This window comes from Kitasatospora xanthocidica (assembly GCF_014656195.1).
Lineage (GTDB): Bacteria > Actinomycetota > Actinomycetes > Streptomycetales > Streptomycetaceae > Kitasatospora > Kitasatospora xanthocidica.
The window spans coordinates 1-24,396 of the sequence record NZ_BNBY01000023.1; the positions used below are offsets into that span (position 1 = coordinate 1).

Genomic DNA, 24,396 nt, shown 5'->3' on the forward strand with positions numbered 1-24,396 from the left:
CGCCGACCCCGCTCTGGGGGGGCGGTCAGTAGACGCTGACGCCGTACCTGGCGAGCGCCTCGTTGACCGGCTGGAAGAAGGTCGTGCCACCGCTGGTGCAGTCGCCGCTGCCGCCGGAGGTGATGCCGAGGGCCTTGGCGCCGTCGTACAGCGGGCCGCCGGAGTCGCCGGGTTCGGCGCAGACGTTGGTCTGGATCATGCCGCGGACGGTGCCGCCGTCGGAGTAGCGCACGGTGGCGTTGAGGCCGGTGACCGTACCGCCGTGCGTGCCGCTGGTCGATCCGGTGCGCTTGACCGACTCCCCGACGTACGCGTTCGGGGCGGAGGTGTAGCCGCCGGTGTGGCTCAGCGAGCCGTTGTCGTAGCGGACGAGCGCGTAGTCGTTGCCGGGGAAGCTGGAGTCGACGGTCGCCCCGATCAGCGTGGTGTGATCGGAGTTGGTGTACCAGGTGCTCGCGACGTTGCCGCAGTGCCCCGCGGTGAGGAAGTAGTACGTGCCGCCGCTCACCACGTTGAAGCCGAGTGAGCAGCGGTACTGGTCGCCGTAGACGGCGCTGCCCGCGCCGAGCAGCGGGCGGAAGGTGCCGGGGGAGCGCTCGATCCGCATGGCGGCGTCGGGGCCCGCGGCCTGCCTGAGCCTGGCGATCGCGGCCGGGGAGACGGTGCCGTCGGCGGTGACGACGACCCGGCCGGCCGACTGGTCGACGTACCAGGCGATGCCGTTGACGTCGGCCCGCTGCACGGCGTCGCTCACCGCCGTGAGCCGGGCCGCTCCGGTGGGGGCGGCGGGCGCGGCGACCGCACCCGGCGCGGCGACGGCGACGGCGGACAGCAGTCCGAGGGTGGCGGCGAGCAGTCGGGTGGTCCTCGCGGTGCCGCTGTGGGGGATGGTGCGCGTGGTCCTCACTGATCTCCTCCTGGGTGTGGGGGCCGTGAGGCGCGGTCAGGGAGTGCGCGGACACCCGACGGCGCCCATGGGGGTGCCACCGCGGTGATCTGCCCCTGACAGGCGCTGACGGGAAGTATGAGCAGGCCCGGCGGGTGCCACAAGGCCCCGGACGCGCCCTGCACACCATCTCGACAATCCGCCGGGCCGCAGCCGGGCCGGCGTCGGGCCGGCGTCGGCGGAGAATCGGGCGGCCCGCCCGCGCGACATTCCGCGGTCTCACGTAGTCATCAGGGGTATGCACGAAGATCACAGCATGAGGGAACGGGCGGGAACCGAGTGAAGTCAGCACAGGAGGCCGCGTACGTGGAGTTCGTGGCCGCGAGGGCGAAGGCGCTCTACCGCTCGGCGTACGTCCTCGCGGCCGGGGACACGCACCTCGCCGAGGACCTGGTCCAGGAGACGCTCGGCCGGGTGTATGTGCACTGGAAGCGCGTGTCCGGGGCGGACAGTCCGGAGGCCTACGCCCAGACGGTGCTGGTCCGCACCTTCCTCAGCCTGCGGCGGCGCCGCAGCTCGACGGAGCGCCCGACCGGGGACCTGCCCGACGGCGCGGCGAGCGGCCCGGACACGGCGCTGCGGCTCACCCTGCTCGACGCTCTCGGGCAACTCCCGCCCCGCGACCGGGCGGTGCTGCTGCTGCGCTACTGGGAGGACCGCAGCATCGAGGAGACCGCCGGGATGCTCAGACTGAGCAGCAGCGCGGTCCGCTCCCAGGGCACCCGGGCACTCGCCAAGGTGCGCGCGCTGCTCGGCGACAGCCTGTCCGACCTGGTACCGCGCTGAGCACCGTGCCCGCAGGTCGAGACCACCACGAAACCCCCGTCCGTGACAGCGAAGACAGAGAAGGTGACACCGGCATGCCGTTCGAAACGGACCTCGCACGCGCCTTGGACCGCACCACCGACCCCCTCGAACCCGACCTCACCGCGCTCCTGGCCGGAGCCGTCGACCGCGGGCGCAGCCGCCGGCGCCGGCGCACCGCGGGCCTCGTCGCCGGGGCCGGGGTCGGCGCCTGCGCCGTGCTCACGGCAGCCGGCCTGGTCCTCTCCGGCACGCTCCCCGGGTTCGGCTCCGGCGGATCCGACCTCGAACCGGCGGCGCAGTCGGCGCCCCGTTCCGTGATCACCGGCGCCCAGATGATCCAGACGCTGGAGGCGACGTTCCCCGGGGCCCGGTTCAGCCAGCAGACCGGGCAGGACAACAACCCCTCGGACCCGTCCAGCGGGGCGGTCGCCAACGGCGGACTGGTCGTCGACGACGGACAGGGCGCCGCCACGGTCGGCATCTCGGCCGTACGGCTCAGGCTGCCGCTCCGGGACGGCGACGGGCTGGGCTGCGACCTGAAGCACACGCGCGGCGGTGACACCTGCACGATGAGCGAGCTGCCGAGCAGCGCGGCGATCCCCGGCGGGGCCCTGGTGATGTCGGAGCAGAACGCCTCCCACCAGCCCGCCCAGGCCGACACCCCCCGCCGCTGGACGGTGACGGTGACCCTGAAGTCGACCGGCGCGCAGCTCCAGCTGGTGCAGTGGAACACCGCCCTCGGCACCGGCCCCGGCACGGTGAAGCCGACGCGTGCCGCTCCGCCGCTCTCCGAGCAGCAGGCGGTGGCCGTCCTCACCGGGCCGGTCTGGGCACCGATCCTCGCCGCCGTGGGCTGACCCGGGGACGGCACGGTGGCTCAGCCGGCTTCGGCTCCGGAGGTGTTCCCGGACGCAATTAAGTCATTCGACTGTTTCGGTGCCGCCGTTCCCGTTCGATCCTGGCCGGGTGCCCACACGTCGGTGCTGGGCGGTCATCACACCTGGAGGCCCCGCAGTGCCCGGAACACCCGTCGTGTTCGTCCATGGAGCGTGGTTCCACGCACTGTGCTGGGAGGCGTGGGCCCAGCGCTTCACGGCCCGGGGCTTCACCGTGGTGGCCCCGGGCTGGCCGGGCGAGCTCCCGACGGCCGACGAGGCGCGGCGCCGCCCGGACCGGCTCCCGGACCTCGGACTGGCGGCGCTCACCGAGCACTTCACCGGCGTGGTGGGGGAGTTCGACAACCCGCCGGTGCTCATCGGGCACTCGGTGGGCGGGCTGGTCGTGCAGCGGATGCTGGCGGACGGCCTGGGGCGCGCGGCGGTGGCCATCGCCTCCGCGCCGATCAACGGCGTGCCGCTGCCGAGCCCGCTCGCCGGGCCCGGGGCGCCGCCGGAGGAGAAGGCCGGCCGGGAGGGTGCGCAACTTCCGCTCTCCGCAGGTCAGTTCCGGCACTTCTTCGCGAACACCTCGGACGAGCGCGGCGCCGCCGAGCTCTACCAGCGCTACGCGGTCCCGGCCCCGCGCCGGCTGATCACCGAGGTGGGCGGCGGCCCGTCCGCGCTGACCACCGTGGACGTCGGCCGACGGGCCCGCGGGCCGCTGCTGCTGATCTCCGGCCAGGAGGACCTGCTGGTGCCCGACGCGGTGACCCGCGCCGTCTACAAGCAGTACGGCGACTCCACGGCGGTGACCGAGCTCAAGCAGTTCGCGGACCGCAGCCACTCCCTGGTGGTGGACAGCGGCTGGCGCCCGGTCGCGGACCACGTCCTGGACTGGCTGGCACGGCAGGACATCCGGGCCGTCGACTCCGGGGCGTAGGTCGAGCACACGTGTGCGCCTCACCCCGTGCCGGGGGCCGGGGCGCCGCCGAGCGCGTCGCGCAGGGCGGCCCGGGAGGTGATGCCGAGCTTGGGGAACACCCGGTACAGGTGGGAGCTGACCGTCCGGGGGGACAGGTGCATCCGCTCGCCGATCTCCTTGTTGGTCAGGCCCCCGGCGGCGAGGTCGGCGATCCGGTGCTCCTGCCAGGTGAGGGTGGCCAGGTGGGCCGAGGAGGCCCGGGCGGGCAGTCCGGAGGTGCGCAGTTCACCGCGGGCCCGCTCGGTCCAGGCGGTGGCGCCGAGCCGCTCGAAGGCCTCGGCCGACTGGGTCAGCGGCCGCCGGGCCGCCGCCGGGCCGCGGGCGAGCCGGGCCCGGTAGCCGTGGGCGAGCCGGATGCGGGCCAGCTCGAACGGGAAGCGGTCGGCGTCCGGCAGCGCCTCCACCCGCTCGAAGAGCCGGGCCGCCTCCTCGGCGTCCTCGGTCGTCATCGCCAGCGCGCCGTACGTCACCAGCGCCAGCCGGGGCGAGATGTCGGGCAGCCCGGCGTCGCGCGCGGCCAGCGCGTGCCGCCGGGCCTGCTCGGTGCGCCCGGTGTGCAGGGCCGCCTCGACCAGGTCGAGCAGCGTTCGGGACGCCTGGTGAGCGTACGGCGTGAACGAGCCCGGGGTGGTGATGCCGATCGCGTACAGGTAGGCGGTCTCGAAGTCGCCCTCGCTGAGCGCGGCGATCGTGCCCACCGAGTCCGTGATCTGGGTGAGGAACCCCACCCCGCGCGGCCGCGCCCAGGCGTCCACGGCGGCCTGCAGCTCGCGGGCCCGCTCCAGCCGGCCGCGCATGGCCGCCACGAGCGCGAGGTAGGCGCGGCTGTGGTGGGCGAAGAGGTCGTGGCCGTGGCCCGTCGCCAGCTCCAGGCCGCGCAGCCCGGTCCGCTCGGCCTCGTCCCACTCGCCGAGGGCCAGCTGGTCGAGCATGATCAGGTGCAGCATCGTCATCCCGGCCGACATCACGCCCGTCGCCACCTCGCGGTCGACGACCCGCTGCAGGTACGGCCGGTACGGGCCGAGGACGTCCAGGTGGTAGGCGGCGACACCGAGCCGGGTGACGTCCCAGAGCTCCAGGTCCCGGGGATCGGCGAACGCGGCCTCCAGCCGCTCCCGCACCCCGGCGCCGTGCCGCACCACATCGCCCCAGGCGTCGCGGTAGATCAGCGAGCGGGCCGGCACCAGGTCGCCCAGCCGCTCCAGGAACTCCCGGGTCTCCTGCCACGCGGCGCCGTCGCTGCCGTACTGACAGATCGCCAGCAGCAGGGTGATCAGCCGGGGCGCCGTCTCGTCGCCCTCCCGCGGGCCGTCCGCGTGCAGGGCCTCCAGCGCGGCCATGACCCGGCGGCGCGAGGACCGCACCTCCCCGTCCTGGTACAGCGCCAGGTAGGCGGCGGCGAGCACCGCGGCGGGTGATTCGCCGCCGCCCGGGACGAGGTCGGCGTGCGCCAGCCGCTGCGCCCGGTCGAGCAGCCCGGCCTGCCCGGCGAGGAACGCCGCGTCGCCCAGCCGCCGCGAGCGGTCCGCGTGGTTCTCGCTGAGCTCCGCGGCCCGGGTCAGCCAGGCCACGGCGGCCACCGCGCCGCCGCGCCGGGTCGCGGACTCGGCGGCCGCCTCCAGGTCGGCGGCGACCCGCTCGTCGGGGTCCAGCGTCGCGGCCGCCAGGTGGGTGGCGCGCCGTTCGAGGTCGTCGCGGTGGAAGCGGGCGAGCGTCGCGTGCGCCGCGCGGCGCTCGTTGGGGGTCGCCAGCTGGACGACGGTCGAGCGCACCAGGGGGTGGCGGAAGACGAAGTCGCCGCTGATCGGGTCGATGTCCAGCAGGCCGCGGACGGCCGCCTCGTCGGCGTCGGCCATCCGGTAGCGGGCGCCGCGGGCGTGCCCCGCGGCGGGCCCGGCCGTCACACCGTCCAGCGCCCCGCGCAGCAGTTCCGTGCGCACCGCCCCGTCCAGGGCCTCGATCCGGGTGCCGTAGACGTACTGGAGGCGGCGCGGCAGCGGGACGCCCGGGTAGTCCGGCCCCGCCTCGGCCCCGTGCGCCGGCCGGCCCCTCAGGTACGGCGGCAGCTCCAGCAGTGCCAGCGGGTTGCCCTGCGCCTCGTGCAGGACGACCCGGCGCAGCTGCGGGTCGAGGCCGGGGTGCCGCCGGTCCAGCAGCACACCGGCCTCCTCCTCCGACAGGGGGGCCACGGACAGTTCGGGCAGGGCCGCGGTGTCCAGCCGGGACGGGATGTCGGAGCGCAGCGCGACGAGCAGCTTCACCGAGCCGCCGCTGAGCCGGCGCCCGGCGAACCCGACCACCTCCGCGCTGGCGGTGTCGAACCACTGCCCGTCGTCGAGGACCAGCAACAGGGGCTGCTGCGAGGCGGCCAGGGACAGCAGGTCGAGCACCGCGATGGCGAGGGCCATCACCGACGGCGGCTTCTCCTGACTACGGCCGAACACGACGTCGAACACCCCGCGGTAGCCGTTGTCGAGCCGGCTGAGCTGGGGGAGCAGCGGGTGCAGCAGCTGGTGCAGGCCGGCGAACGGCAGGTCCGACTCGGCCTCGACACCGGTCGCCCGGATCACCCGGTGGCCCCGCTCGGCCGCCAGCCCGACGGTGTGGTCGAGGAGCGCGCTCTTGCCCACACCCGTCTCGCCCTTGAGTACCAGCGCCTGCCCCTGCGGTGATGTCACGAAGGACGACAGCACGTCCCCCTCGTACCGGCGGCCGACCATCGTGCGGACGGTCCTGACCGGCTGGTTCACGGGCTCTCCCTACGACTTCGGTTGCACACGGGAAGCCCAGCGGCTGCCGTGTCCTCCGGTCAGTTTCCCACGGGCGAGCAGGTGTTCCGATCACGTTTTCGGCCGAGGTGTGGGGCGGGATCTCGGTGGAGGTGTCGGTGGGGTGTCGGCGGAGGTGTCGGCCGGCCCGGCTCACACGTGGGTGTGACCGACGCGGGGCGCGGCGGCACACCCGTCATCTGACGGTTGCTCCCGCCGTCCGGGCCCGCCGAACGCCCCGGTCAGGCCGGCGGAGCGGAGGGTGACGTACGGAAACCGTGGGTCAAGTGACGGATGCCCCGGACCGGCCGGTGGCGGAAGAGTCGGGGGACGGCCGGAACGTCGGGGGACGGCCGGGACCAGGAGACCGGAACGAGGAAAGGGGAGCACCGCCATGAGCGGCGAAAGGCTCGGACACGGCGGCTGCCGCGAGGTGCCGAAGGGCGTCCACGCGCTCGCCCTGGACGTCCACCGGGTGCTGGGGCGGACGGCGCGCCAGCCGCTACGGGCGGAGTTCCGCTTCGACCCGGCCACCCCGGACCTCGTCACCCTCACCCTCACCCCGCCCCGCGGCCGCGCCGTCACCTGGCGCATCGGCCGCGGGCTGCTGCACCGCGGCCTCACCGAGCCCAGCGGCGAGGGCGACGTCCGGATCTGGCCGCTGCCCGGCGAGCGCGGCGCCCTGGCCTGGCTGCGCCTGGCCTCCCGGGAGACCGGCGCCGTCCTGGAACTGCCCGTCGGCGAACTGGCCGCGTGGTTCGAGGAGACCGACCGCCTCGTCCCGCCCGAGCGCGCCCGCGAGGCCGCCGAACGCGACTGGCAGGCCTTCCTCACGGAGCTGCGCACCGACCGGTGAGCCCGGCCGTGCGCGGCCCGGGGCGGACCCGGAAGCGGACTGTCGGTGCCGGGGCATAGCGTGTTCCACGTCGGCGGGCCGGAGCAGCCCCCGCGCCTCCATCTCCGTTGTCCGAAAGGGGCTTTCGCCGTGTCCGTCGCCGTGGAAGAGCAGGTCACCTACCTCGAACTGTCCGAGGACGAGGGGAGTGCGCACAAGTTCTACGAGGTGCGGCTCGCCGGGACGGTCGTGACGGTCCGGTACGGGCGGATCGGTGAGCCGGGGCAGAGCAAGGCCACCGGCTACCCGACCGCGGAGAAGGCGGCCTCGGCGGCGGCCAAGAAGGTCGGCGAGAAGGTCCGCAAGGGCTACGCGCCCGCCGTGCGGGGCGTGCGCCAGCGCCGCGCGGTGACCAGGCGCCAGATCGTCAGCAGCCGCTCCACCGCCCGTCAGGCGCCGCTGCTGTGGCGGTTCCGCTCCGGCTCGCCGGCCTTCGGGATCTTCGTCGGCGAGGAGCACGCCTGGGTCGGCAACGAGCGCGGCGACGTCTACACCCTCACCCACGACGGCGAGGTCACCGCCCGCTACGGCCTCCCGGACGGCGTCAAGTGCATCGTCGCCGACGACTGGTGGATCTACGCCGGCTGCGACGACGGCAAGGTGTACGACCTGGGCGGCAAGGTCCCGCGGGTCGCCTACGAGATAGCCCAGGACGTCGACATCTTCTGGCTCGACATCCACGACGGCGTGCTCGGCGTCGCCGACGAGCGCGGCGGACTGACCACGGTGGACCACGAGGACGAGTTCCAGTGGCGCCGCCAGGCCGACGGCCGCGACGGCTGGATGGTGCGCTGCGACGCCGACGGCGTCTACCACGGCCACTCGCGCGGCGTCGCCCGCTACGACAACCGCAGCGGCGACGCGCGCTGGCACACCCCCACCAAGGGCGAGGTGCTGTTCGGCTGGCAGGAGGCCGAGGAGGTGTTCGCCGGCACCGGGCGCGGCTGGGTGCACCGGCTGCGCAAGTCGGACGGCTCCGAGGTGGCCTCCTACCGCTGCGACGCCGCCGTCTTCTCCTGCGCGGCCTCCCCGGACGGCGAGTACGTGTTCGCCGGGGACAACCACTCCTCGGTGTACTGCTTCGCCGCCGACGGCACCCGGCTGTGGAAGCTCGCCACCGGCTGCGGCTCGGCGTACAGCATGCAGTACCGGGACGGCCGGCTCTACGTGGTCACCACCGACGGCTCGCTGGCCTGCCTGGACGCGAGCGAGCAGGCCGTCCGGGCCGCCGAGGACGGCACCCTGCCGAAGACCGCCGAGGTGAAGGGTGCCGGCTGGGAGCCCGTGCTGGCCGGTGCGGCGCTGGAGACGGTCGAGGTCACCGCGGTCGGGGCGGCCGGCGGCGGGATCGAGGTCGAGTGCGTCCAGGACGGCGCCCGGCTGCGGGTGCGGGTGGTCTCCCAGGGCTTCGACCCGACCTGGCGGGTGCAGTTCCCGAAGGACGTCCGGGTCGCCGGGGCGCGCTACCTGGTCGCCGAGGTGCGGGAGTCCGCCTCGGGCGGCTTCTACCGGGCCCACGGCGAGATCAAGCGCCTGCTCTGACCGGGTCCTCGGGCGGCCGCGGCCGGGGGGATCCGGCCGCCCGAGGATTCCTGTCCCGCCGAGGCGGGACCAGGTGAGGCGGGATCAGGCGAGGCGGAGCACCAGCTTGCCGGTGTTCTCGCCGCGGAACAGCATCTGGAAGGTCTCCGGGAAGTCGTCCACGGTGCCCTCCACCACCTGCTCCTTCACGGCGATCCGGCCGTCGCCGATCCAGCCCGCGATCTCGGCGGCGGCCTCCGCGTACCGGCGGGCGTAGTCGAACACCACGAAGCCCTCCATCCGGGCCCGGCGCACCAGCAGCGCCAGGTAGTTGGACGGGCCCTGGACGGCGCTCTCGTTGTTGTACTGGCTGATCGCGCCGCAGACCACCACCCGGGCGTGCAGGGCGAGCGAGGTCAGCGCGGCGTCCAGGACCGGACCGCCGACGTTGTCGAAGTAGACGTCGACGCCGTCGGGGGCGTGGGTGCGCAGCGCCTTGCGGACGTCCTCGGCGCGGTAGTCGATCGCCGCGTCGAAGCCCAGCTCCCCGGTGAGCAGCGCGCACTTCTCGGGGCCGCCGGCGATGCCGATCACCCGGCAGCCCTTCACCTTGGCGATCTGCCCGACCATGCTGCCGACCGCCCCGGCGGCGCCGGAGACGAGGACGGTCTCGCCCTCCTTGAGCGCCCCGACCTCCAGCAGCCCGAAGTACGCCGTCATGCCGGGCATCCCGAGGGCGCCGAGGTAGGTGGACAGCGGCGCGAGCGCGGGATCCACGGTGATCGCGCCCTTGCCGTCGGAGAGCGCGTACTCCTGCACCCCGAAGGCCCCGACCACGTGCTCCCCGACCGCGAACCGCGGGTGGTTCGACGCGACGACCTCGACCACCGAACCGGCCCGCATCACCTCGCCCAGCCCCACCGGCGGCAGGTACGAGGGCCGGTCGTCCAGCCACCCCCGCATCGCCGGGTCGAGCGACACGTACTTCGTCCGCCCCAGGAACTCCCCGTCCCCGGGCACCCCCACCGGCTCGCTCCCGTGCCCCCAGTCCTCCGCCCGGACCTCCCCGACCGGCCGACGGGCAAGGCGGATCTGACGGTTGACTGCGGTCATGACGTCTCCTGGTCACACATCGGGGCTCTGAAACCGAACGAGCCCCGATTCTAAGCAAGCGCTTATTCATCTGACCAGGGGCCTGCGCAGAGGAAAGAGCCGAGCGGAAGACCCGCGTATGCTGCGCTCCGTGGAGACGGAGATCATCGAGGGAGTGCCCACCCCGGTGGCGCACTCCTGGGCCCACCAGACCACGGTCGACCTGGTCCGGTTGCAGATCGGCCCGCGACAGCGCGAACTCGGTTTGCGCGCGGGCTCGGGAGACCTCGCCCTCCCGGGGACGGGGGACCGGTACGTGCCCGACCTGGCCGTCGTGCCGCGCGAACTGGCCAAGGCGAAGGGCGCCTTGCTGCCCGACCAGACGGTCCTCGTCGTCGAGGTCACCTCGCCCTCGAACGGCGACACCGACCGGACCGTGAAGCGCCGCCGGTACGCCCAGTTCGGTGCGCCGCTCTACCTGCTGGTGGACCGGCAGGAGCGGGCCTGCACGCTGTTCTCCCAACCCGGCACACTGGGTTACACCCGGGTCGAGGGGCCGCACCCGTTCGGGATCCCGGTGCGGCTTCCCGAGCCGTTCGAACTGGACCTGGACACCACCGAGTTCTGACGCCCCACGGGCCGTCCGGCTGCCGTGGTCGCGGTCAGCTCCCGTCGATCTCCCGGCTGTCGGACGCCCCGAGGGGGTGGCAGGTCCAGTCGATGCGGAGCGGGGTGTCACCGGCGAGGAGGACGGCGTCGACGGCGGAGTACTCCTCGCCCCACGAGCGCGCGTCGTGGCGCTGCCCGCCACGGGGCTCGGCCCGGACCTCCAGGGGCGGCCGGCTGTCGGCCGGCCGGTACGGGGACGGGTCCCAGCCCGGGGCGGTGAGCAGGCCGGGCCGGTCGGCGGTGGCCTCCAGCCGGGTGTAGAGCAGGCCGCCGACCCGCAGTGCCCCGCTGTGCCAGACCCGGATGCCGTCCTCCCCACCGCCCGGAGGCTCCAGCGGCGCGGGTTCGGCGACCAGCTCGGCCACCGTGGACGGGGTCACCGCGGCGTCGAGGAAGAGCCCCACCGACCGGGGCAGCAGGGAGTGGTGCACCACGAGCACCGGCCCGTTCCGCTGCGCCACCCGCCCGAACTGGCAGACCACGAACTGGACGCCGTACTCCGGGTCGTCGACGAGCCCGGGCAGCGCCAGCGTGCCGTACGGGCGCCCGGGCACGGTGAGGTAGACCAGCCACGGTGACACGGCCCCGCCGGCGGGCGGCACCGGGCGGTGTTCGAGGGCGAGCACGGTGAGCAGGCCGGCCGGGGTGTCCAGGAGGCCGCCGTGGCTGAGCCGGGTGCCGGGGGTGTCGACGAGTGTCTCGGGCGGGCGCAGCAGGGTGGGGCCGTCGGAGTGCATGGCCGCGAGGGTAGGCGACCTGTCGGCGCGGTCCCCGGCCGCCGCACCGACAGGTCAGCCGGTCAGCCCTCGCCGGGGGCCGCGGCGGGGTGGGCGTCGGCCGGCTGCCAGCCGAGCGCCGGTCCGAGGCGGGTGGCGAGGTCGGTGAGGATCTGGACGTAGTCCCGGTGCTCGAAGCTGAACGGCAGCGCGAAGGCGACCTCGTCGACCTCCCGGTACCCGGTGTGGGCGTGCAGCCGTTCGACGAGTTCCGGGGTGGTGCCGACCAGGTCCGGGGCGAACAGCAGCCGGGCCGGGCCCTGCGGCGCGAGGGTGCGCGGGGTGCGGGAGCGGGCGTACGCCTCGTACCTGGCGCGCTGTTCGGGGGTGGCGGTGTCGGTGGGGATGACCACCAGCCCCTGGGAGACCCGGGCCCGCTCGCCGTCGGGGTGGCGTTCGCGGTAGGCGCGGATCTGGGTGGCCTGGATCGCGCCGAAGTCCGGCTGCCCGTCCGGGGCCGAGGCCCCGTTCTCGCTCTCGTCCTTGACGACGCTGCTGGTGAGCAGGTTGAGCCCCTGCTCGCCGGCCCATCGGGCGGAGCGCAGGCTGCCGGCGCCGTACCAGAGCCGGTCGGCGAGGCCGGGGGAGTGCGGCTGGACGCGGCGGGAGTACACCTCGATGCCCTCGGTGCCGGCGAAGTCGGAGGCGTCCTCGCCGCGGACGAGGGCGAGCAGGCGTTCGGCGCGGCGGGGGCTGAAGTCCTCGGCCCCGGCGGTGTCGGGGTAGAGCGCGTCACGGACGTGCTCGTAGTGGGTGGGCGGGCCGACGCTGAAGCCGGGGTTGAGCCGGCCGCCGGACAGGACGTCCACGGTGGCGAGGTCCTCGGCGAGCCGCAGCGGGTTCTCCCAGCCGAGCGGGGTGACGGCGGTGCCGAGCTGGATGCGGCTGGTGCGCTGGGTGGCGGCGGCGAGGACGGCGACGGGGGAGGAGATCCCGTACTGGAGGTGGCGGTGGCGCAGCCAGGCGCTGTCGAAGCCGAGCTGCTCGCCGAGGGTGATGAGGTCGAGGGTGGACTCGTGGCCGCGGCGCGGGTCCGCCTCGTCGAAGAGCCCGATGGTGAGGAAGCCGAGCTTGCGCAGCGGGCGGGGGTGCGGCGACATGGTGGCGGCTCCGCGGGTGAGGCGGCCCCGGGGAGGGCCGGTCGACTGGTGCCCTCCGAACGTACGCACCGGTGCCCGGGGCCGACAAGATCGGCACGCGATCCGGCCACGGCGTCGCAACCGGCCGCAATCAGCCGCAACCGGCCGTAACGGGGCGCAACACGGCGCCACGGGTGCGGGGCCCGCCCACCCGGATGGACGCCCGGATGGACGCCCGGGCGGACGGTGCCCCGCGTCGGTCGGCCGTCAGCAGCTGCGCAGCTCCGGGCTTTGGTTGCGGATCTGGTTGTGCAGCGAGGTGAACTCGCGGTACGCCGCGCTGTCCTCGGCGCCGGGCCGGAAGGCGCCGACACGGTGGCAGTTGACGAAGGCGAGCTTCACGCCGAAGTGGTCCTCCAGGCTCCCCCGGATGGCGTTGCTGGCCAGCGCGCGCAGCAGCTGGGCCCGCTCCTCGTCGCTGGGCGTGGTGTTGTCGGTGGTGAACTCCTGGTCACCGGCGGCGAGTTCGGTGCTGAGCCCGGCGACGACCTGGTAGGCGTACGGGAGCGAGGCGCGGACGGTCTCGAGGAAGTCGGCCTCCTCGACGCGGCCCTCCCGGGCCTGGGCGAGGAGGGCGGGGGAGACGTCGAGCGACATGGGTGTCCTCTTTCGGGAGTGCAAAAGGGGGTACGGGGGTCCGGCTGCCGGTGGGCAGCGGTCAACGGCACGCAACGGCTATCGAAGATGAAAACCATTGCAAGAAAGACTCTCCCGGTCCCCATGACGCCCTGTCAAGCACCGCCCCCCGAAGGGCTGACGGCCGCCGGCTCCGGCAGCCGGCGCACCTTGATGACGAGCGCCGCGATGACGACGGCCAGCGCCGCGAAGACCAGGCCCAGCTGGAAGGCGCTGGAGATGCCGTGCACCAGCACCTGCGAGGAGTACGGCTGCGGGAGCTGTCCGGTCGCCTTGAAGCGCAGGGCCTCCTGCGGGGTGGCCTGCTGGAGGAACTTCCCGGCCTGCTGCCGGGCCTCGTCGCGGCTCGCCGTGCCGTACACCGTGACCAGGATCGACAGGCCCAGCGAACCGCCCACCTGCTGGGTGGTGTTGAGCATGCCGGTGGCGGCGCCCGTCTCGTGCGGGGCGACCTTGGAGACGGCGGTGAGCATCACCGGCACGAAGATCGAGCCCATGCCGAAGCCGAACAGCAGGGTCGGGCCTAGGATGCCGCCGACATAGCTGCTGTTGATGTCGATCCGGCTCGCCCAGGCGACTCCGGTGAGCACCAGGACCGAGCCGGTGACCAGGAACGGCTTGGGGCCCCACCGCAGTTGGTTGCGGGCGGCGAACTGGGCGGCGCCGATGATGGCCGCGCTGATCGGCAGGAAGGCGAACCCGGCCCGCAGTGGGCTGAAGCCGAGGATCTCCTGCACGAACAGGGTGATGAAGAAGAAGATGCTGAACATCGCCGCGGCCACGCAGAGCATCAGCCCGTACGCGCCGGAGCGGTTGCGGTCGCGGAACAGGTGCAGCGGGGTGATCGGCTGCGGCACGCGCCGCTCGTTGAGCAGGAAGGCGGCCAGCAGGACGACGGCGAGGCTGAACGCGGTCAGTGTCACCTGGTCCGTCCAGCCGTGCTCGGAGGCGCGGATGAAGCCGTACACCAGCGAGACCATGCCGGCCGTGGCGGTGAACGCGCCGGTCAGGTCGAAGCGGCCGGGGTGGCGTTCGGACTCGTTGATGTAGAGCGGTGCCAGCAGCGCGATCGCGATGCCGATCGGCACATTGACGAAGAACACCCAGCGCCAGGAGAGCCAGGACGTCAGCATGCCGCCGAGCAGCAGCCCGATCGCGCCGCCCGCGCCCGCGACGGCCGAGAACACGCCGAAGGCCCGGTTGCGGTCCGGTCCTTCCTTGAAGTTGGTGGCGATCAGCGCGAGCGCGGTCGGCGAGGCGATGGCGCCGCCCAGCCCCTGCAGGGCCCGCGCGGCCAGCAGCCAGGCGGAGGAGGTCGCGAACCCGCCGAGCAGCGAGGCCAGGCTGAAGACCAGGACGCCGACGACGAACACCCGCCGCCGGCCGAGGATGTCGCCGGCCCGGCCGCCGAGCAGCAGCAGCCCGCCGAAGGTCAGGGTGTAGGCGTTGATGACCCAGGACAGGTCGGTGGTGTTGAACTTCAGCGCCTGCTGGATGTGCGGCAGCGCGATGTTCACGATCGTGATGTCCAGGACGACCATCAGCTGGGTGGCCGCGATGACGGTGAGGGCTATCCCTGGGTGCTGGCCCCGACGTGCGGTCGCGGGCGGAGCCGTGGCCAGGGCACGCGAGGTGGCCATGGCAGGTTCCCCAATGGCTCGGGAGCGAACGACGGGAGGGGGACGGATTCGTTCACCTCCACCGACAGTAGCCCTGGGAGATAGGGAACACAACCGTTCATTACGGAAATGCCCGTGCTTTCCGGTCCCGGTGTTCCCGGGGTCAGCCGGATGCGGGCCGCAGGTTGTTGATGAGCTGGCCGAGGGCGAACTCGAAGCGGTCGGGTCCGGTGCCGGAGATCAGCTCGGCGGCGTGGCGTCGCGTCTGCGGGAATTCCTCGGCGGGCAGCGCGGTGAAGCGGTCCAGCAACTCCTCGTGGCTGAGCACCCATTCCTGGTCCTGGTGCCGGCGCCGTTGCCGGACCAGTGACTGCTCCAGTGCGTAGGCGCTGACGTAGAGGGACAGCGCGTCGCGGGCCCATCCGGCCGTCCTCGGTTCGACGCCGCCCGCGAGCAGGATCGCCAGGATCCCTTCGCCGACCCGCAGCGTTTCCAGGTGGGTCGGCACCATGGCCAGCGCGGCGCGTGAGACTCCGGGGTATTCCAGGTACAGGTCGCGGATCTGGGTGTACACCCCGACCAGCTGCTCGCGCCAGGCGGCCGGGTCCGGTGCGGGGAGGACGACCTCGGAGTAGAGCCTGCCGATCAGCAGGTCGTCGAGGTCGTCCTTGTTGACGATGTGCGCGTACAGCGACGACGGTCCGGTGCCGAGCACGGCGGCGACCCGGCGGATGGTCAGCGCGTCATAGCCCTCGGTGGCGACGACTTCCAGGGCGGCGTCGGTGATCCGTTCGACGGTGATCGGCTTCTTGCGCGGTGCCGGCGCGGCGACCTCCGCTGCGGGTCGGGCGTGGCGGGCTGCGCGGCGCTGGCGGGGATCGGCGGACATGCCGACCACCCTACCTTGACACGATCTAAGTTCGTTCCGTAGAACTTAGATCGTCAGAACGAACTAAGTTCGTATCGATCTCGCGGAGGTGTGTGATGCGGGTTTCCGTCGTCGGAGCCGGTCTGGGAGGTCTGGCTCTCGCGCAGGGTCTGCGTGGTGCCGGGATCGAGGCCGACGTGTTCGAGCGCGACCCGGGGATCGCCGCACGGTTCCAGGGCTACCGGCTCGTGCTGAACCGGACCGGCTTCCAGGCGGTGCGCGACTGCCTGCCGACGCGCTGGCACCCGCTGCTGGACGAGATCGTCATGGAGGCCTCCGCCGAGCAGCTGATCCTGGACCCGAGGCTGAACGAGATCGGCAGGCTCGGCGCGGGCCGGACCGGCCTCGTGGTCGACCGGCAGGTGCTGCGACACCTGTTGCTGACCGGCCTGACCGTGCACACCGACGCCGCGTTGACCGGCTACGAGGTGACGGCCGACGGCACGGTCCGAGCCCGGTTCGACCGCCGCGACCCGGCCACCGCCGACCTGCTCGTCGGCGCGGACGGCGTCACCTCCGCCGTCCGCGCGGTCCTCTCGCCGCAGACCACCCCGACCGACACCGGCGTCCGGTTCGTCATCGGCCGCACCCCGCTGACCGAGGAGTTCGCCGGCCTGTCCAAGGCCTACGGCTCGAAGATCACCGGCGACGGCGTCAGCCTGCTGCTCGGCGCGATGCGCTTCCGCACCCCGCCGAAGCAGGCCGCCGAACAGCTGGCCCCCGACGTCACGCTGCCCGACATCGGCGACTACGTACGCTGGGCCATGATCCTCCCGCCCAACGGCTCACCGGAGAACCTGACCGCGCAGGACGCCGTGCTGTCCAGGACGGAAGGCTGGCACCCGCAACTGCGCGCGCTGATCGAGCAGGCCGACCCGGACAACAGCACACTGCTGTCCATCCGGGTGGTCAAGCCCGGCCGGCGCTGGGCGCCCGGCCCGGTCACGCTCCTCGGCGACGCGATCCACGCCACCTCCCCGACCGGCGGCAACGGCGCCAACACCGCGCTGCGCGACGCCGACCTGCTGCGCCGCCGCCTGATCGAGGCCGACGAAGGCCGCCGGGATCTGCCCGGCGCGGTCGACGACTACGAGCGGCAGATGTTCGAGTACGGCGCCGAGGCCGTGCGCAGCAGCCTTGAGAAGCTGCCCGCCTTCGCCCCCGAAGCGAAGCTGTCCTGAGGCCGACACTCCGCGTGGGCGGCGGTGCGTCCACCAACCGGGGCCGTGGCCTCAGAGTTCGCGGATCTCACGCCTGGTCAGCGCGTACCCGAACGCGCCCAGCAGGCAGAGTCCGGTCGTCGCGAACACCCCCCGGCTCCCGAACGCGTCCACCGCCGCGCCGGCCGCGATCACCGAGAGCGGGAAGACACCCAGGCCGCAGAAGGTGATGGCCGCCATGACCCGGGCCAGCAGCGCGGGCGGGGTGCTCTTCTGCACGCCGGTGACGACCAGGACGTTGGTCACCGTGCTGGCGCCGCCGGCCACGGCGAGCAGCAGCACGGCGCCGACGAGACCGGTGAACGGCACCAGGCCGATCGCCGCCCCCATGACCAGGCCGGAGCGCATCGCCGTACGGCCCCGTGAGCGGACCTCGGTGAGACCGGCCGCGAACAGGCCGCCGACCAGCGCGCCGCCGGTGAACGCGGCCAGCAGCACGCCCAGGCCGACGGCGCCGGCGGCGAATCCCTGGGTGGCCAGGGTCGGCAGGGCGACCCGGGTGGCGCCGCCGACCGTCAGGTTCGCGATCACCGTCACCGTGAGTACCGCGCGCAGCAGCGGCGACTCCCGCAGCAGGCCGCGGAAGTTCCTGGGTACGGAGGCACGTTCGGAGACCGGGTTGGGCGGTGCGACGGGGCTGCCGCGCCCGATCAACAACAGCGTCGCCGTCGACACGGCGAAGGTCGCCGCGTCCAGGCCCAGTGCGGCGGCGGGGTCCAGCCAGGCGACCAGCGGGCCGGCCGCCGCCGGACCGAGCAAGCCCGCTCCGAAGGTGACCGTGCTGTTCAGCGCGTTGCCCGCGTGCAGGTCCTCGGCGGGCAGCAGGGTCGGGGTGATCGCCCAGGCGGCCGGCAGGAACACCCCCGCGCCGAGGCCGACCAGCAGGGCGAGCCCGCCGATCAGCCAGAAGTCGGCCGTCCCGCCGGCGGCGACCGCGCAGAGCCCGGCGGTGGCGAGCAGCCGGCCGAGGTCGGCGGCGAGCATCACCCGCCGGGCGCCGTACCGGTCGGCGAGGATCCCGCCGAGCGGGGTGGCGGCCAGCCGGCCCGCGCCGTAGGCGGCGATCACCAGGCTCAGCTGGCGGGCGCCTCCGCCGAGGGAGTAGACCAGCAGCGGCAGGGCGACCACCTGGAACGCGTTGCCGAACTCCGAGGTGGCCTGCCCGATCACCAGCAGCCGGTAGCCGCGCGAACGCAGCGGGGCGACGCCGATCCGGGGGCGGAACCGCAACAGCCCCGCCGCGCGGCCCGCCCGGGGGCTGTCCGTCCTCGCGTCGCCCGCGTCGCCCACCCCCGCGCCGCCCGATCCCGCGCCGCCCACCCCCGTGCTGCTAGCCATGGAGCGAGACCGGCAGCGACTCCAGGCCGCGCAGCATGATCGTGTTGCGCCAGGGCAGGGTCTCCTCGGCGGCGGCCAGTTCGATCCGCGAGAAGCGTTCCAGCAGGCCGGTCAGCGCGACCTCGCTCTCCAGCTTGCCGAGGAAGGAGCCGAGGCACCGGTGCAGGCCCTGCCCGAAGGCCAGGTGGCCCGGATCGCCGCGGTCCAGGATCAGGCGGTCGGGTTCGGTGAAGCGTGCCGGGTCCCGGTTGGCCGCGCCGAGCGAGAGCAGCACCAGTTCGTCCGCCGGGATCTCGACGTCGTCGACCATCACGTCGGCGTTGGTGAACCGCAGCGTGGCCATGCTCACCGGGGACTCGTAGCGCAGGAACTCGTCGATCGCGACCGGCATCGCCGCCGGGTTGGCGCGCAGCCAGGTGAGCTGGTCGGGGTGGTGGAGCAGGGCCAGGGTGGCGGTGCCGAGCAGGTTGACGGTGGTCTCGTGGCCGCCGATCAGCAGCAGGAAGACCATCGAGAACACCTCCTGCTCGGTGAGTTCACCGGCGTCGCAGGCCTGGACCAGGTCGGTGAGGATGTCCGTGCTCGGCGTCGCCCGCCGGGCCGTCATCAACTCCCTGAGGTAGTCGTTGAGTTCGGCGGTGGCCTGGCCGAAGGTCATCTCGCCGCCCTGGGTGAGGATCGCCGTCGACCAGGTGCGGAAGGCCCGCATGTCCTCCGGGGGGAAGCCCAGCAGCTCGCAGATGATCATGATCGGCAGCGGGAAGGCGAAGTCCGTCACCAGGTCGGCGCTCTCCCGTCCTCGCAGCCCGTCCAGCAGGCCGTCGGCGATGCGCTCGACCAGCGGCCGCATCAGGTCGACCCGTCGGCGGGTGAAGACGCCCTGGATCAGGCGGCGCAGCCGGGTGTGGTCCGGCGGGTCGCTGTTGAGCATGTGGACGACCTCCGAGCCGAGCGTCAGGCCGGCGCCCCGTCCGCTCGCGATGGCCTGGCTGCGGCGGACGTCCTGCCCGAAGCGCGGGTCCATCAGCGCGGCCCGGACGTCCTCGTAGCGCGTCACCAGGTAGACCGGCAGGCCCTCGCCGAACTCCACGGTGGAGACCGCGCCGGCCTCCCGGATCCGGGCGAGCGTGGGGTAGGGGTCGCGGATGAAGGCGGACATCCGCGCGGCGGCGTCGTCGACCGCGGTGCTCATGGTTCCCTCCTCGGGCTCGAAACTCTCACGGCTGCACGGCCACCCGACCGGGCGGCTACGCGGCCACGCGGCTACACCGTCAGCGACGGGAAGGGCCAGCGGCGCACCCGCATGGGCAGGAACCACGCGCGGCCGGCCTGTTCGGCGATCAGGCCGGCCTCGGCGAGGTCCCGGTGGACGGCGTCCGGCAGCAGGCCGACCTCGACGCCCTCGGCCAGCGCGTCCAGCTGCGCCAGGTGGCCCGGCTCGTCGACGGTGAACAGTTCCAGCGTCCCGAACCGGCGGTCGCGCACCTCGACGAAGTTGGGGCCGCGCCGGAAGACGCACTTGCTCGGGAAGTACGTGGCGCGCCAGTCGGCGAGGACGTCCTCCGTGCCGCCGCCGGTCAACCGCTCCGGCGGGTACAGGTGGTGGAACCGGCGCCGGGCCGCGCAGCCGTCCGTGCAGACCGCTCGCCAGAGCACGGCCAGCCCCTGCCCGGTCGCCTCGCGCAGCAGCATCAGCGCCCGCGCGGACGCCGCCGGCGCGTCCGCGCAGAGCCGCACCGGCTCGGTCAGCCGCAGGCAGCGGACCCCGGCGCGGTGCAGCTCGGTGACCTCCGTCTGCGCCGGGCCGGGCAGGGTGCGGCGACCGAGCGCGTAGTCCGGCAACTCCCGTGCCGCGGGGTCGTAGTCGAGCCAGAGCTCGACCTCGGGGCCGGCCGCGCGCCAGGCGGCGGCACCGGTCCGTTCAGCCGATCGGGACGGCATCGGGCACCTCCTCGGTGCGGGGACGGGCGGCGGCCGGGCCGTGCCGGTGCTGCATCCGCATCAGCACCTGGTTGTCGGACTCGACGGCGACCTGCAGGTAGCTGTCCCCGTCGTGGAACAGCAGGCCCAGCGCGGTGAAACGCTCCAGCACCGGCTCGACCGCCGCCGCGCCGCCGGGGACCTTGGCGGCCAGCGCGGCGGTCGAGCGGGGCTGGGCCAGCAGCCGGAAGGCGGCGAGCTCCGCCGGACCGGTCAGCTCGACCACCCGCCAGTCGTACCCGGGGCGGGTGTTGACGAGTACGATCCGTCCGCCCGCGTCCCGGTAGCTGAGCCGGCTGTCGGGGAACCGCGCGAGCCAGGTGTCCACGGCGGTGCTCAGCCGCTCCGCGAGGTCGCCGCCGATCCCGCGCGGTGGCGCGGTGAACACGTAGGCCAGTTCGTTCAGTTCGCTCTCCGGCAGGCGGTAGGTCGCGCGGTACTGGAAGGCAGGCCGGGTGATCGCGAAGCCCAGCTCGGGGCGGTCGAAGTACGGGCTGAACCGCTCGATCGCGATCCGGCCCGCTCCGGTCGGCGGGTCCAGGTGGTGCAGCACGGGCAGTTGGCGGATCACCGACTCGTAGTCGGCGGGCTGCTCGCCCGGGAAGCCGTAGAGGTAGTTCCACGTCACCGAGACCCCGGCGCTCTGGGCGTCCCGCAGCGCGCGGACGTTCTGGCAGCCGGTGACCCCCTTGTCCATGATCCGCAGCACCCGGGTGCTCAGACTCTCGATGCCGGGCTGCACCTGGGCCGCGCCCGAGTCGCCGAGGAGCTGGAACTGGTGGCGGCGCAGGTTGGCCTTGATCTCGAAGTGCAGCCGCAGATCGACCGGGAGCTCGGCCAGCGACTTCAGGACGGTGTCGAAGTAGCCCATGTCCAGGATGTTGTCGACCACGTAGACGTCCAGCAGCTGGTGGCGTTCGACGAGCGTGAGCACCTCGGCGAGGAAGTCCGCGGGCGGCTTGGAGCGGAACTCCATCGAGGAGCCGTTGAGCCCGCAGAAGGTGCAGTGGTGCTTCTCGCCCCACCAGCAGCCGCGGGAGCCTTCGAGGACGAGTTTGGGATCGACCCAGCCGGCCGCGACGGAGGCGTCGAGCCGCTCGAAGAAGCCGTCGTAGCGTGGCGCGAGGATCGCCGCTGGCGGCAGCGGACGTGTCGTCATAACGTTGGCCGTCGACGTGCCGGAGCCGTCGCGCCAGCACAGCCCGGGGACGGCGGAGAGGTCGCCGCCTTCCAGGAGGCCCGCCAGGAGCGCCGGGAAGGCGGCCTCGCCCTCGCCGCGCACCACGAAGTCCAGGAAGGGGAAGTTGCGGTGCAGCGCGGCGCCCTGCGGGCCGTCGCAGTTCGCGCCGCCGAACACCGTGCGCACCTGCGGGCACCGCTGCTTGAGCAGCCTGGCGGCGGCGAGGCTCGCGGTGTTCTGCTGGAAGGTGGTGGTGAAGCCGACCAGGTCCGGCGGGTCGGCGGCGAGCTCCTCGACCAGGCGGGCGATGAACACGGGGGCGAGCGCGCGGGTGGCCCGGGTCAGTGCGATCTCCTGCTCGCTCGCACCGCTGGTGGCCAGGTACGCGAAGTAGCCCGCGAACCCGGCGTCGGTGCCAGCGTCCGCGTCGCCCTCGCCGTCACTGCCGTCGCCGTCACTGCCTCCGTCGTCGCCGTACAGCGCACCGGCGAACGCCCAGTCGCCCGCGCCCTGGAAGTAGGACTTCTCGGAGAAGTACTGGTAGTCGTCCACGCCGAAGCCCGCGGTCTCGGCCGCCCAGTCCACGAAGTCCAGGTTGGCGTACCGCACGTCGACCTGATGGCCGGCGCGTTCGGCGGCGGTGTGCAGGATCCCGAGCGCCAGCGACGGCACGTCGATCGCGCCCCAGGGCATGTGCAGCAGGACGATACGCATGGTGGCCACTTCTGTCGTTCGCCGGCGGTCGGTTGGTGTTCGCGGTTCGGTCGGAGAGGTGTCGCTCCGGGGTGCCGAGGGCGCCCCGGAGCGACGGCGGGTCACTTCTTCGCTTCCGGCTTCGGCTTCGGCTGCCCCTTGAGGGCGGGCGCGACCGGTGCGGCCTTTGTGATGTCGAGCGCGAAGTTCTGGACGATCACGGCGCCCCGGTCACGCTCCGGGGTGCTGATCGGGTCGCTCTGAATGCTGCGTCGCTTCATGGCTGTTCACCTCCTTCCAGCGGATCGGCGGGTGCCTCGGGGCGGTCGCCCCGAGGTGTCCGGGGGAGCGGCGCCGGCCAGGCGTGTCCGGCGAACCGGACCATCGCGGCCAGCACCGATCGGTGGTCGGCGGTACGGCGGCTGTAGTGGCCGCCGTCCACCCAGAGCAGCTCGTGCGGCACCGCCAGCCGGCGCAGGTCGTCGGCGTAGCCGGCCACCTGCTCGGGCGGGCAGCGCTCGTCGGTCCGCGAGGCGACCAGCAGGACGGGCGAGCGGACCTGGCGCACGTACGCTCGCGGGTCGGCGGCGCGGTAGCGCTCGGGGACCTCGTCCGGGGTCCCGCCGAAGAGCTGCCGGTCGAGCTCGCGCAGTGCGGGGGTGGTGGTGCGGTAGACGGCGGGGTAGTCCGCGATCGGCTGGGCGGCCATGCCGAGTGACCACAAGTCCGGCTGTGCGCCCAGCGCCAGCAGGGTCAGGTAGCCGCCCCACGAGAACCCGCAGAGGCCGGTGCGCTCCGCGAGCGCCGTACCGTCGGCGACCAGCTCCGCGCGGACGGCGGCCAGGTCCTCGATCTGGGCCAGCCCGACCCGGTGGCCGTACTCGTGCTGCCAGCGGGCGCCGTAACCGGTGGAGCCGCGGTAGTTGGTGCGCACCACCGCGTAGCCCTGGTCCACCAGGGCGTTCACCCGGGGGTCGTAGGAGTCACGGTCGTGGGTGGCGGGGCCGCCGTGGACCAGGAAGAGGGTCGGCCACGGGCCCTGGCCGGCCGGGGTGCTGACGAAGCTGTGGATCGGCCCGTACGGTCGGGGCGTCCAGCGCCGGCTGCGGGAGATGTCGCCCCGGTCCGCTTCGAGGTCGGGCGCCACCGAGGTGCCGGGGCGCAGGACCAGCAGGCGGGGCGGTGTCGACTCCCGGCTCCAGACGCAGTGCAGGGTGCCGTCCGGGGCGCACGACAGGTCGTGGATCGTGCCACCGGGCGTGCTGATCTCCTGGGCGGGAGGACTCTGCTCCGACGGATCGTGCCCCGCCGGTCGTCGGCCGACCGTTCCCGGCCCCGCGGTCCCTTGCCTTTTCGGAGCCCGCCCCGCCGCCGGGTCGAGGTCGGCGAGGAGCAGCCGGCTCCGACCGGCCCGCTCGTGCTGGATCAGCACCCCGCGCGGCCCCTGGTACCAGCCGGCCGATATCTGCGAGTCGAAGGACAGCCCCGGGTACCCGGTCAGTCCCGCGCCCGCCCGCCAGGTCGCGACGGTGTACCGCTCGTCCTCCTCGACCACCACCAGCAGCTCCGGTTCGAGTGCGGCGAGCGGGTTGAACTCGATCGGCCAGAGCCGCCGTCGGCGGTGCCCGGCGAGCCGCAGTGGGCCCGCCGCCCGGGCGTCCGCGGGTAACAGGACCACCGCGTCGTCCCCGTCGGGCCGCCCGCCGAGGACGAGCAGCCGACCGTCCGGGGACAGGTCGGCCAGGCTCAGGTACCCGGGGGCCGAACCGATCAGCCGCGCCTCGCCCCCGGGCGGGCCGAGGTAGCAGTGCGAGCCGCCGTCGACCCCGACCACCACCGCGGCGAGCGCGCCCGTCCGGTCGAAGGCGACGCCGTACGCCCGCCCGCGCGGCACGCCGTGCAGCGCCTCACCGCCCGAGCCGCCCGAGCCGCCCGCGAACGGCTCGCGCCGCCACCGGCCCTCCCCGGCACCGTCGGCGTCGAACCACCAGATGGCGTCGCCGTCCGGCTCGATCTCGCTGAGGTGGACGCCCTCGGGCCGGTCGGTGACCACCCGGCGCCGCCCGGTCCCCAGGTCCCAGGCCACCGCCTGCCAGCGCTCGTCGACGAGCCGCGTCTCGACCGCGCGGTCGCCCGCCAGCGCGGCGAAACCGGGGGACTGGAACGCCTGCGTCACGGGCCCGGCCCTTCCGGCTCGATGGGGGGAACAGAGCGCGCTGAACGTCCCGAGACCGGCGAACCGGTGTGAAGAACCGGTGAACCGGCGTGAAGAAAAGGCCACTTGTGGAGGAGTGCGGCCACTCTAGGGGGGTGTCGTGGCCACGAACAG

21 protein-coding genes are annotated in these 24,396 nt (G+C 73.6%); 7 read left to right on the forward strand and 14 right to left on the reverse strand.

All coding sequences use genetic code 11. From position 1 onward, the window contains the following. Window positions 1-25: 25 nt before the first annotated feature. Window positions 26-907, reverse strand: coding sequence for a S1 family peptidase (locus IE332_RS30030; RefSeq protein WP_189922477.1), 882 nt, complete (start codon window positions 905-907; stop codon window positions 26-28). Window positions 908-1,225: 318 nt separating this feature from the next. Here IE332_RS30030 and IE332_RS30035 point away from each other — a divergent pair, with 318 nt between their 5' ends. From IE332_RS30035 to IE332_RS30045, 3 genes are all read left to right on the forward strand, one after another. Continuing rightward, window positions 1,226-1,732, forward strand: a complete 507-nt coding sequence (locus IE332_RS30035) for a SigE family RNA polymerase sigma factor (RefSeq protein ID WP_189922479.1) — start codon at window positions 1,226-1,228, stop codon at window positions 1,730-1,732. Between the two features lie 74 nt (window positions 1,733-1,806). Then, window positions 1,807-2,610 (forward strand): hypothetical protein, encoded by an 804-nt coding sequence (locus tag IE332_RS30040; protein WP_189922481.1) that lies wholly within the window; start codon window positions 1,807-1,809, stop codon window positions 2,608-2,610. A gap of 157 nt (window positions 2,611-2,767) precedes the next feature. After that, window positions 2,768-3,571, forward strand: coding sequence for an alpha/beta hydrolase (locus tag IE332_RS30045; RefSeq protein WP_189922483.1), 804 nt, complete (start codon window positions 2,768-2,770; stop codon window positions 3,569-3,571). A 20-nt stretch (window positions 3,572-3,591) separates the two neighbouring features. On the opposite strand, the gene IE332_RS30050 is transcribed toward IE332_RS30045, so the two are convergent. After that, entirely contained in the window at window positions 3,592-6,333 is a 2,742-nt protein-coding gene (locus tag IE332_RS30050; protein WP_189922713.1) for a helix-turn-helix transcriptional regulator, read from the reverse strand. Window positions 6,334-6,775: 442 nt separating this feature from the next. Here IE332_RS30050 and IE332_RS30055 point away from each other — a divergent pair, with 442 nt between their 5' ends. Next, on the forward strand, window positions 6,776-7,237 hold the full coding sequence (locus IE332_RS30055) for an SsgA family sporulation/cell division regulator (RefSeq protein WP_189922485.1): 462 nt from the start codon (window positions 6,776-6,778) through the stop codon (window positions 7,235-7,237). 129 nt (window positions 7,238-7,366) lie between these two features. Then, on the forward strand, window positions 7,367-8,818 hold the full coding sequence (locus IE332_RS30060; RefSeq protein ID WP_229929035.1) for a WGR domain-containing protein: 1,452 nt from the start codon (window positions 7,367-7,369) through the stop codon (window positions 8,816-8,818). Between the two features lie 84 nt (window positions 8,819-8,902). Here IE332_RS30060 and IE332_RS30065 read toward each other — a convergent pair whose 3' ends face one another. Continuing rightward, the gene (locus tag IE332_RS30065) at window positions 8,903-9,910 is read right to left on the reverse strand and encodes an NADP-dependent oxidoreductase (RefSeq protein ID WP_189922487.1); all 1,008 of its coding nucleotides are present in this window, start codon (window positions 9,908-9,910) and stop codon (window positions 8,903-8,905) included. Between the two features lie 82 nt (window positions 9,911-9,992). On the opposite strand from IE332_RS30065, the gene IE332_RS30070 reads away from it, so the two are divergent. Next, window positions 9,993-10,517 carry a Uma2 family endonuclease gene (locus IE332_RS30070; RefSeq protein ID WP_373313884.1) on the forward strand — a complete coding sequence of 175 codons (525 nt, stop codon included), beginning with the start codon at window positions 9,993-9,995 and terminating at the stop codon, window positions 10,515-10,517. A gap of 34 nt (window positions 10,518-10,551) precedes the next feature. Here the strand turns inward: IE332_RS30070 and IE332_RS30075 are convergent, their stop codons facing one another. The 5 genes from IE332_RS30075 to IE332_RS30095 all read right to left on the reverse strand — a co-directional run bounded on the left by IE332_RS30075 (window position 10,552) and on the right by IE332_RS30095 (window position 15,617). Beyond that, a complete protein-coding gene (locus IE332_RS30075) occupies window positions 10,552-11,295 on the reverse strand; it encodes a hypothetical protein (protein WP_189922491.1) in 744 nt (247 codons plus the stop codon). Window positions 11,296-11,357: 62 nt separating this feature from the next. After that, window positions 11,358-12,434 (reverse strand): LLM class flavin-dependent oxidoreductase, encoded by a 1,077-nt coding sequence (locus IE332_RS30080; protein ID WP_189922493.1) that lies wholly within the window; start codon window positions 12,432-12,434, stop codon window positions 11,358-11,360. Window positions 12,435-12,680: 246 nt separating this feature from the next. Beyond that, window positions 12,681-13,070 carry an SCO5389 family protein gene (locus IE332_RS30085; RefSeq protein WP_189922495.1) on the reverse strand — a complete coding sequence of 130 codons (390 nt, stop codon included), beginning with the start codon at window positions 13,068-13,070 and terminating at the stop codon, window positions 12,681-12,683. A 134-nt stretch (window positions 13,071-13,204) separates the two neighbouring features. Continuing rightward, on the reverse strand, window positions 13,205-14,749 hold the full coding sequence (locus IE332_RS30090) for an MFS transporter (RefSeq protein WP_189922497.1): 1,545 nt from the start codon (window positions 14,747-14,749) through the stop codon (window positions 13,205-13,207). A 142-nt stretch (window positions 14,750-14,891) separates the two neighbouring features. Continuing rightward, complete coding sequence (locus IE332_RS30095; RefSeq protein ID WP_189922499.1) at window positions 14,892-15,617, reverse strand: TetR/AcrR family transcriptional regulator; 726 nt, start codon at window positions 15,615-15,617, stop codon at window positions 14,892-14,894. A gap of 95 nt (window positions 15,618-15,712) precedes the next feature. Between IE332_RS30095 and IE332_RS30100 the strand changes: the two genes are divergently transcribed. Then, a complete protein-coding gene (locus tag IE332_RS30100; RefSeq protein ID WP_189922501.1) occupies window positions 15,713-16,837 on the forward strand; it encodes an FAD-dependent oxidoreductase in 1,125 nt (374 codons plus the stop codon). A gap of 51 nt (window positions 16,838-16,888) precedes the next feature. Here the strand turns inward: IE332_RS30100 and IE332_RS30105 are convergent, their stop codons facing one another. The 6 genes from IE332_RS30105 to IE332_RS30130 form a co-directional block, all read right to left on the reverse strand. After that, entirely contained in the window at window positions 16,889-18,214 is a 1,326-nt protein-coding gene (locus tag IE332_RS30105; protein WP_189922503.1) for an MFS transporter, read from the reverse strand. Beyond that, complete coding sequence (locus IE332_RS30110; protein WP_189922505.1) at window positions 18,207-19,406, reverse strand: cytochrome P450 family protein; 1,200 nt, start codon at window positions 19,404-19,406, stop codon at window positions 18,207-18,209. Before IE332_RS30110 ends, IE332_RS30105 begins: the two co-directional genes overlap by 8 nt. A 71-nt stretch (window positions 19,407-19,477) precedes the next feature. Then, window positions 19,478-20,155, reverse strand: coding sequence for a DUF5825 family protein (locus tag IE332_RS30115; RefSeq protein WP_189922507.1), 678 nt, complete (start codon window positions 20,153-20,155; stop codon window positions 19,478-19,480). Further along, the gene (locus IE332_RS30120) at window positions 20,136-22,088 is read right to left on the reverse strand and encodes a RiPP maturation radical SAM C-methyltransferase (protein WP_189922509.1); all 1,953 of its coding nucleotides are present in this window, start codon (window positions 22,086-22,088) and stop codon (window positions 20,136-20,138) included. Before IE332_RS30120 ends, IE332_RS30115 begins: the two co-directional genes overlap by 20 nt. A gap of 101 nt (window positions 22,089-22,189) precedes the next feature. Beyond that, complete coding sequence (locus IE332_RS30125; protein WP_189922511.1) at window positions 22,190-22,348, reverse strand: hypothetical protein; 159 nt, start codon at window positions 22,346-22,348, stop codon at window positions 22,190-22,192. Beyond that, window positions 22,345-24,243 carry an alpha/beta hydrolase family protein gene (locus tag IE332_RS30130; protein WP_189922513.1) on the reverse strand — a complete coding sequence of 633 codons (1,899 nt, stop codon included), beginning with the start codon at window positions 24,241-24,243 and terminating at the stop codon, window positions 22,345-22,347. The genes IE332_RS30125 and IE332_RS30130 overlap by 4 nt, the downstream gene beginning before the upstream one ends. Window positions 24,244-24,396 lie beyond the last annotated feature (153 nt).

What these genes read in the sequence shown, in the direction of transcription:
- IE332_RS30040 (WP_189922481.1), top strand. Translation starts at nt 1,807, where the DNA reads ATGCCGTTCGAAACGGACCTCGCACGCGCCTTGGACCGCACCACCGAC.
- IE332_RS30050 (WP_189922713.1), bottom strand. Translation starts at nt 6,333, where the DNA reads ATGGTCGGCCGCCGGTACGAGGGGGACGTGCTGTCGTCCTTCGTGACA.
- IE332_RS30055 (WP_189922485.1), top strand. Translation starts at nt 6,776, where the DNA reads ATGAGCGGCGAAAGGCTCGGACACGGCGGCTGCCGCGAGGTGCCGAAG.
- IE332_RS30065 (WP_189922487.1), bottom strand. Translation starts at nt 9,910, where the DNA reads ATGACCGCAGTCAACCGTCAGATCCGCCTTGCCCGTCGGCCGGTCGGG.
- IE332_RS30075 (WP_189922491.1), bottom strand. Translation starts at nt 11,295, where the DNA reads ATGCACTCCGACGGCCCCACCCTGCTGCGCCCGCCCGAGACACTCGTC.
- IE332_RS30080 (WP_189922493.1), bottom strand. Translation starts at nt 12,434, where the DNA reads ATGTCGCCGCACCCCCGCCCGCTGCGCAAGCTCGGCTTCCTCACCATC.
- IE332_RS30085 (WP_189922495.1), bottom strand. Translation starts at nt 13,070, where the DNA reads ATGTCGCTCGACGTCTCCCCCGCCCTCCTCGCCCAGGCCCGGGAGGGC.
- IE332_RS30090 (WP_189922497.1), bottom strand. Translation starts at nt 14,749, where the DNA reads ATGGCCACCTCGCGTGCCCTGGCCACGGCTCCGCCCGCGACCGCACGT.
- IE332_RS30095 (WP_189922499.1), bottom strand. Translation starts at nt 15,617, where the DNA reads ATGTCCGCCGATCCCCGCCAGCGCCGCGCAGCCCGCCACGCCCGACCC.
- IE332_RS30100 (WP_189922501.1), top strand. Translation starts at nt 15,713, where the DNA reads ATGCGGGTTTCCGTCGTCGGAGCCGGTCTGGGAGGTCTGGCTCTCGCG.
- IE332_RS30105 (WP_189922503.1), bottom strand. Translation starts at nt 18,214, where the DNA reads ATGGCTAGCAGCACGGGGGTGGGCGGCGCGGGATCGGGCGGCGCGGGG.
- IE332_RS30110 (WP_189922505.1), bottom strand. Translation starts at nt 19,406, where the DNA reads ATGAGCACCGCGGTCGACGACGCCGCCGCGCGGATGTCCGCCTTCATC.
- IE332_RS30115 (WP_189922507.1), bottom strand. Translation starts at nt 20,155, where the DNA reads ATGCCGTCCCGATCGGCTGAACGGACCGGTGCCGCCGCCTGGCGCGCG.
- IE332_RS30120 (WP_189922509.1), bottom strand. Translation starts at nt 22,088, where the DNA reads ATGCGTATCGTCCTGCTGCACATGCCCTGGGGCGCGATCGACGTGCCG.
- IE332_RS30125 (WP_189922511.1), bottom strand. Translation starts at nt 22,348, where the DNA reads ATGAAGCGACGCAGCATTCAGAGCGACCCGATCAGCACCCCGGAGCGT.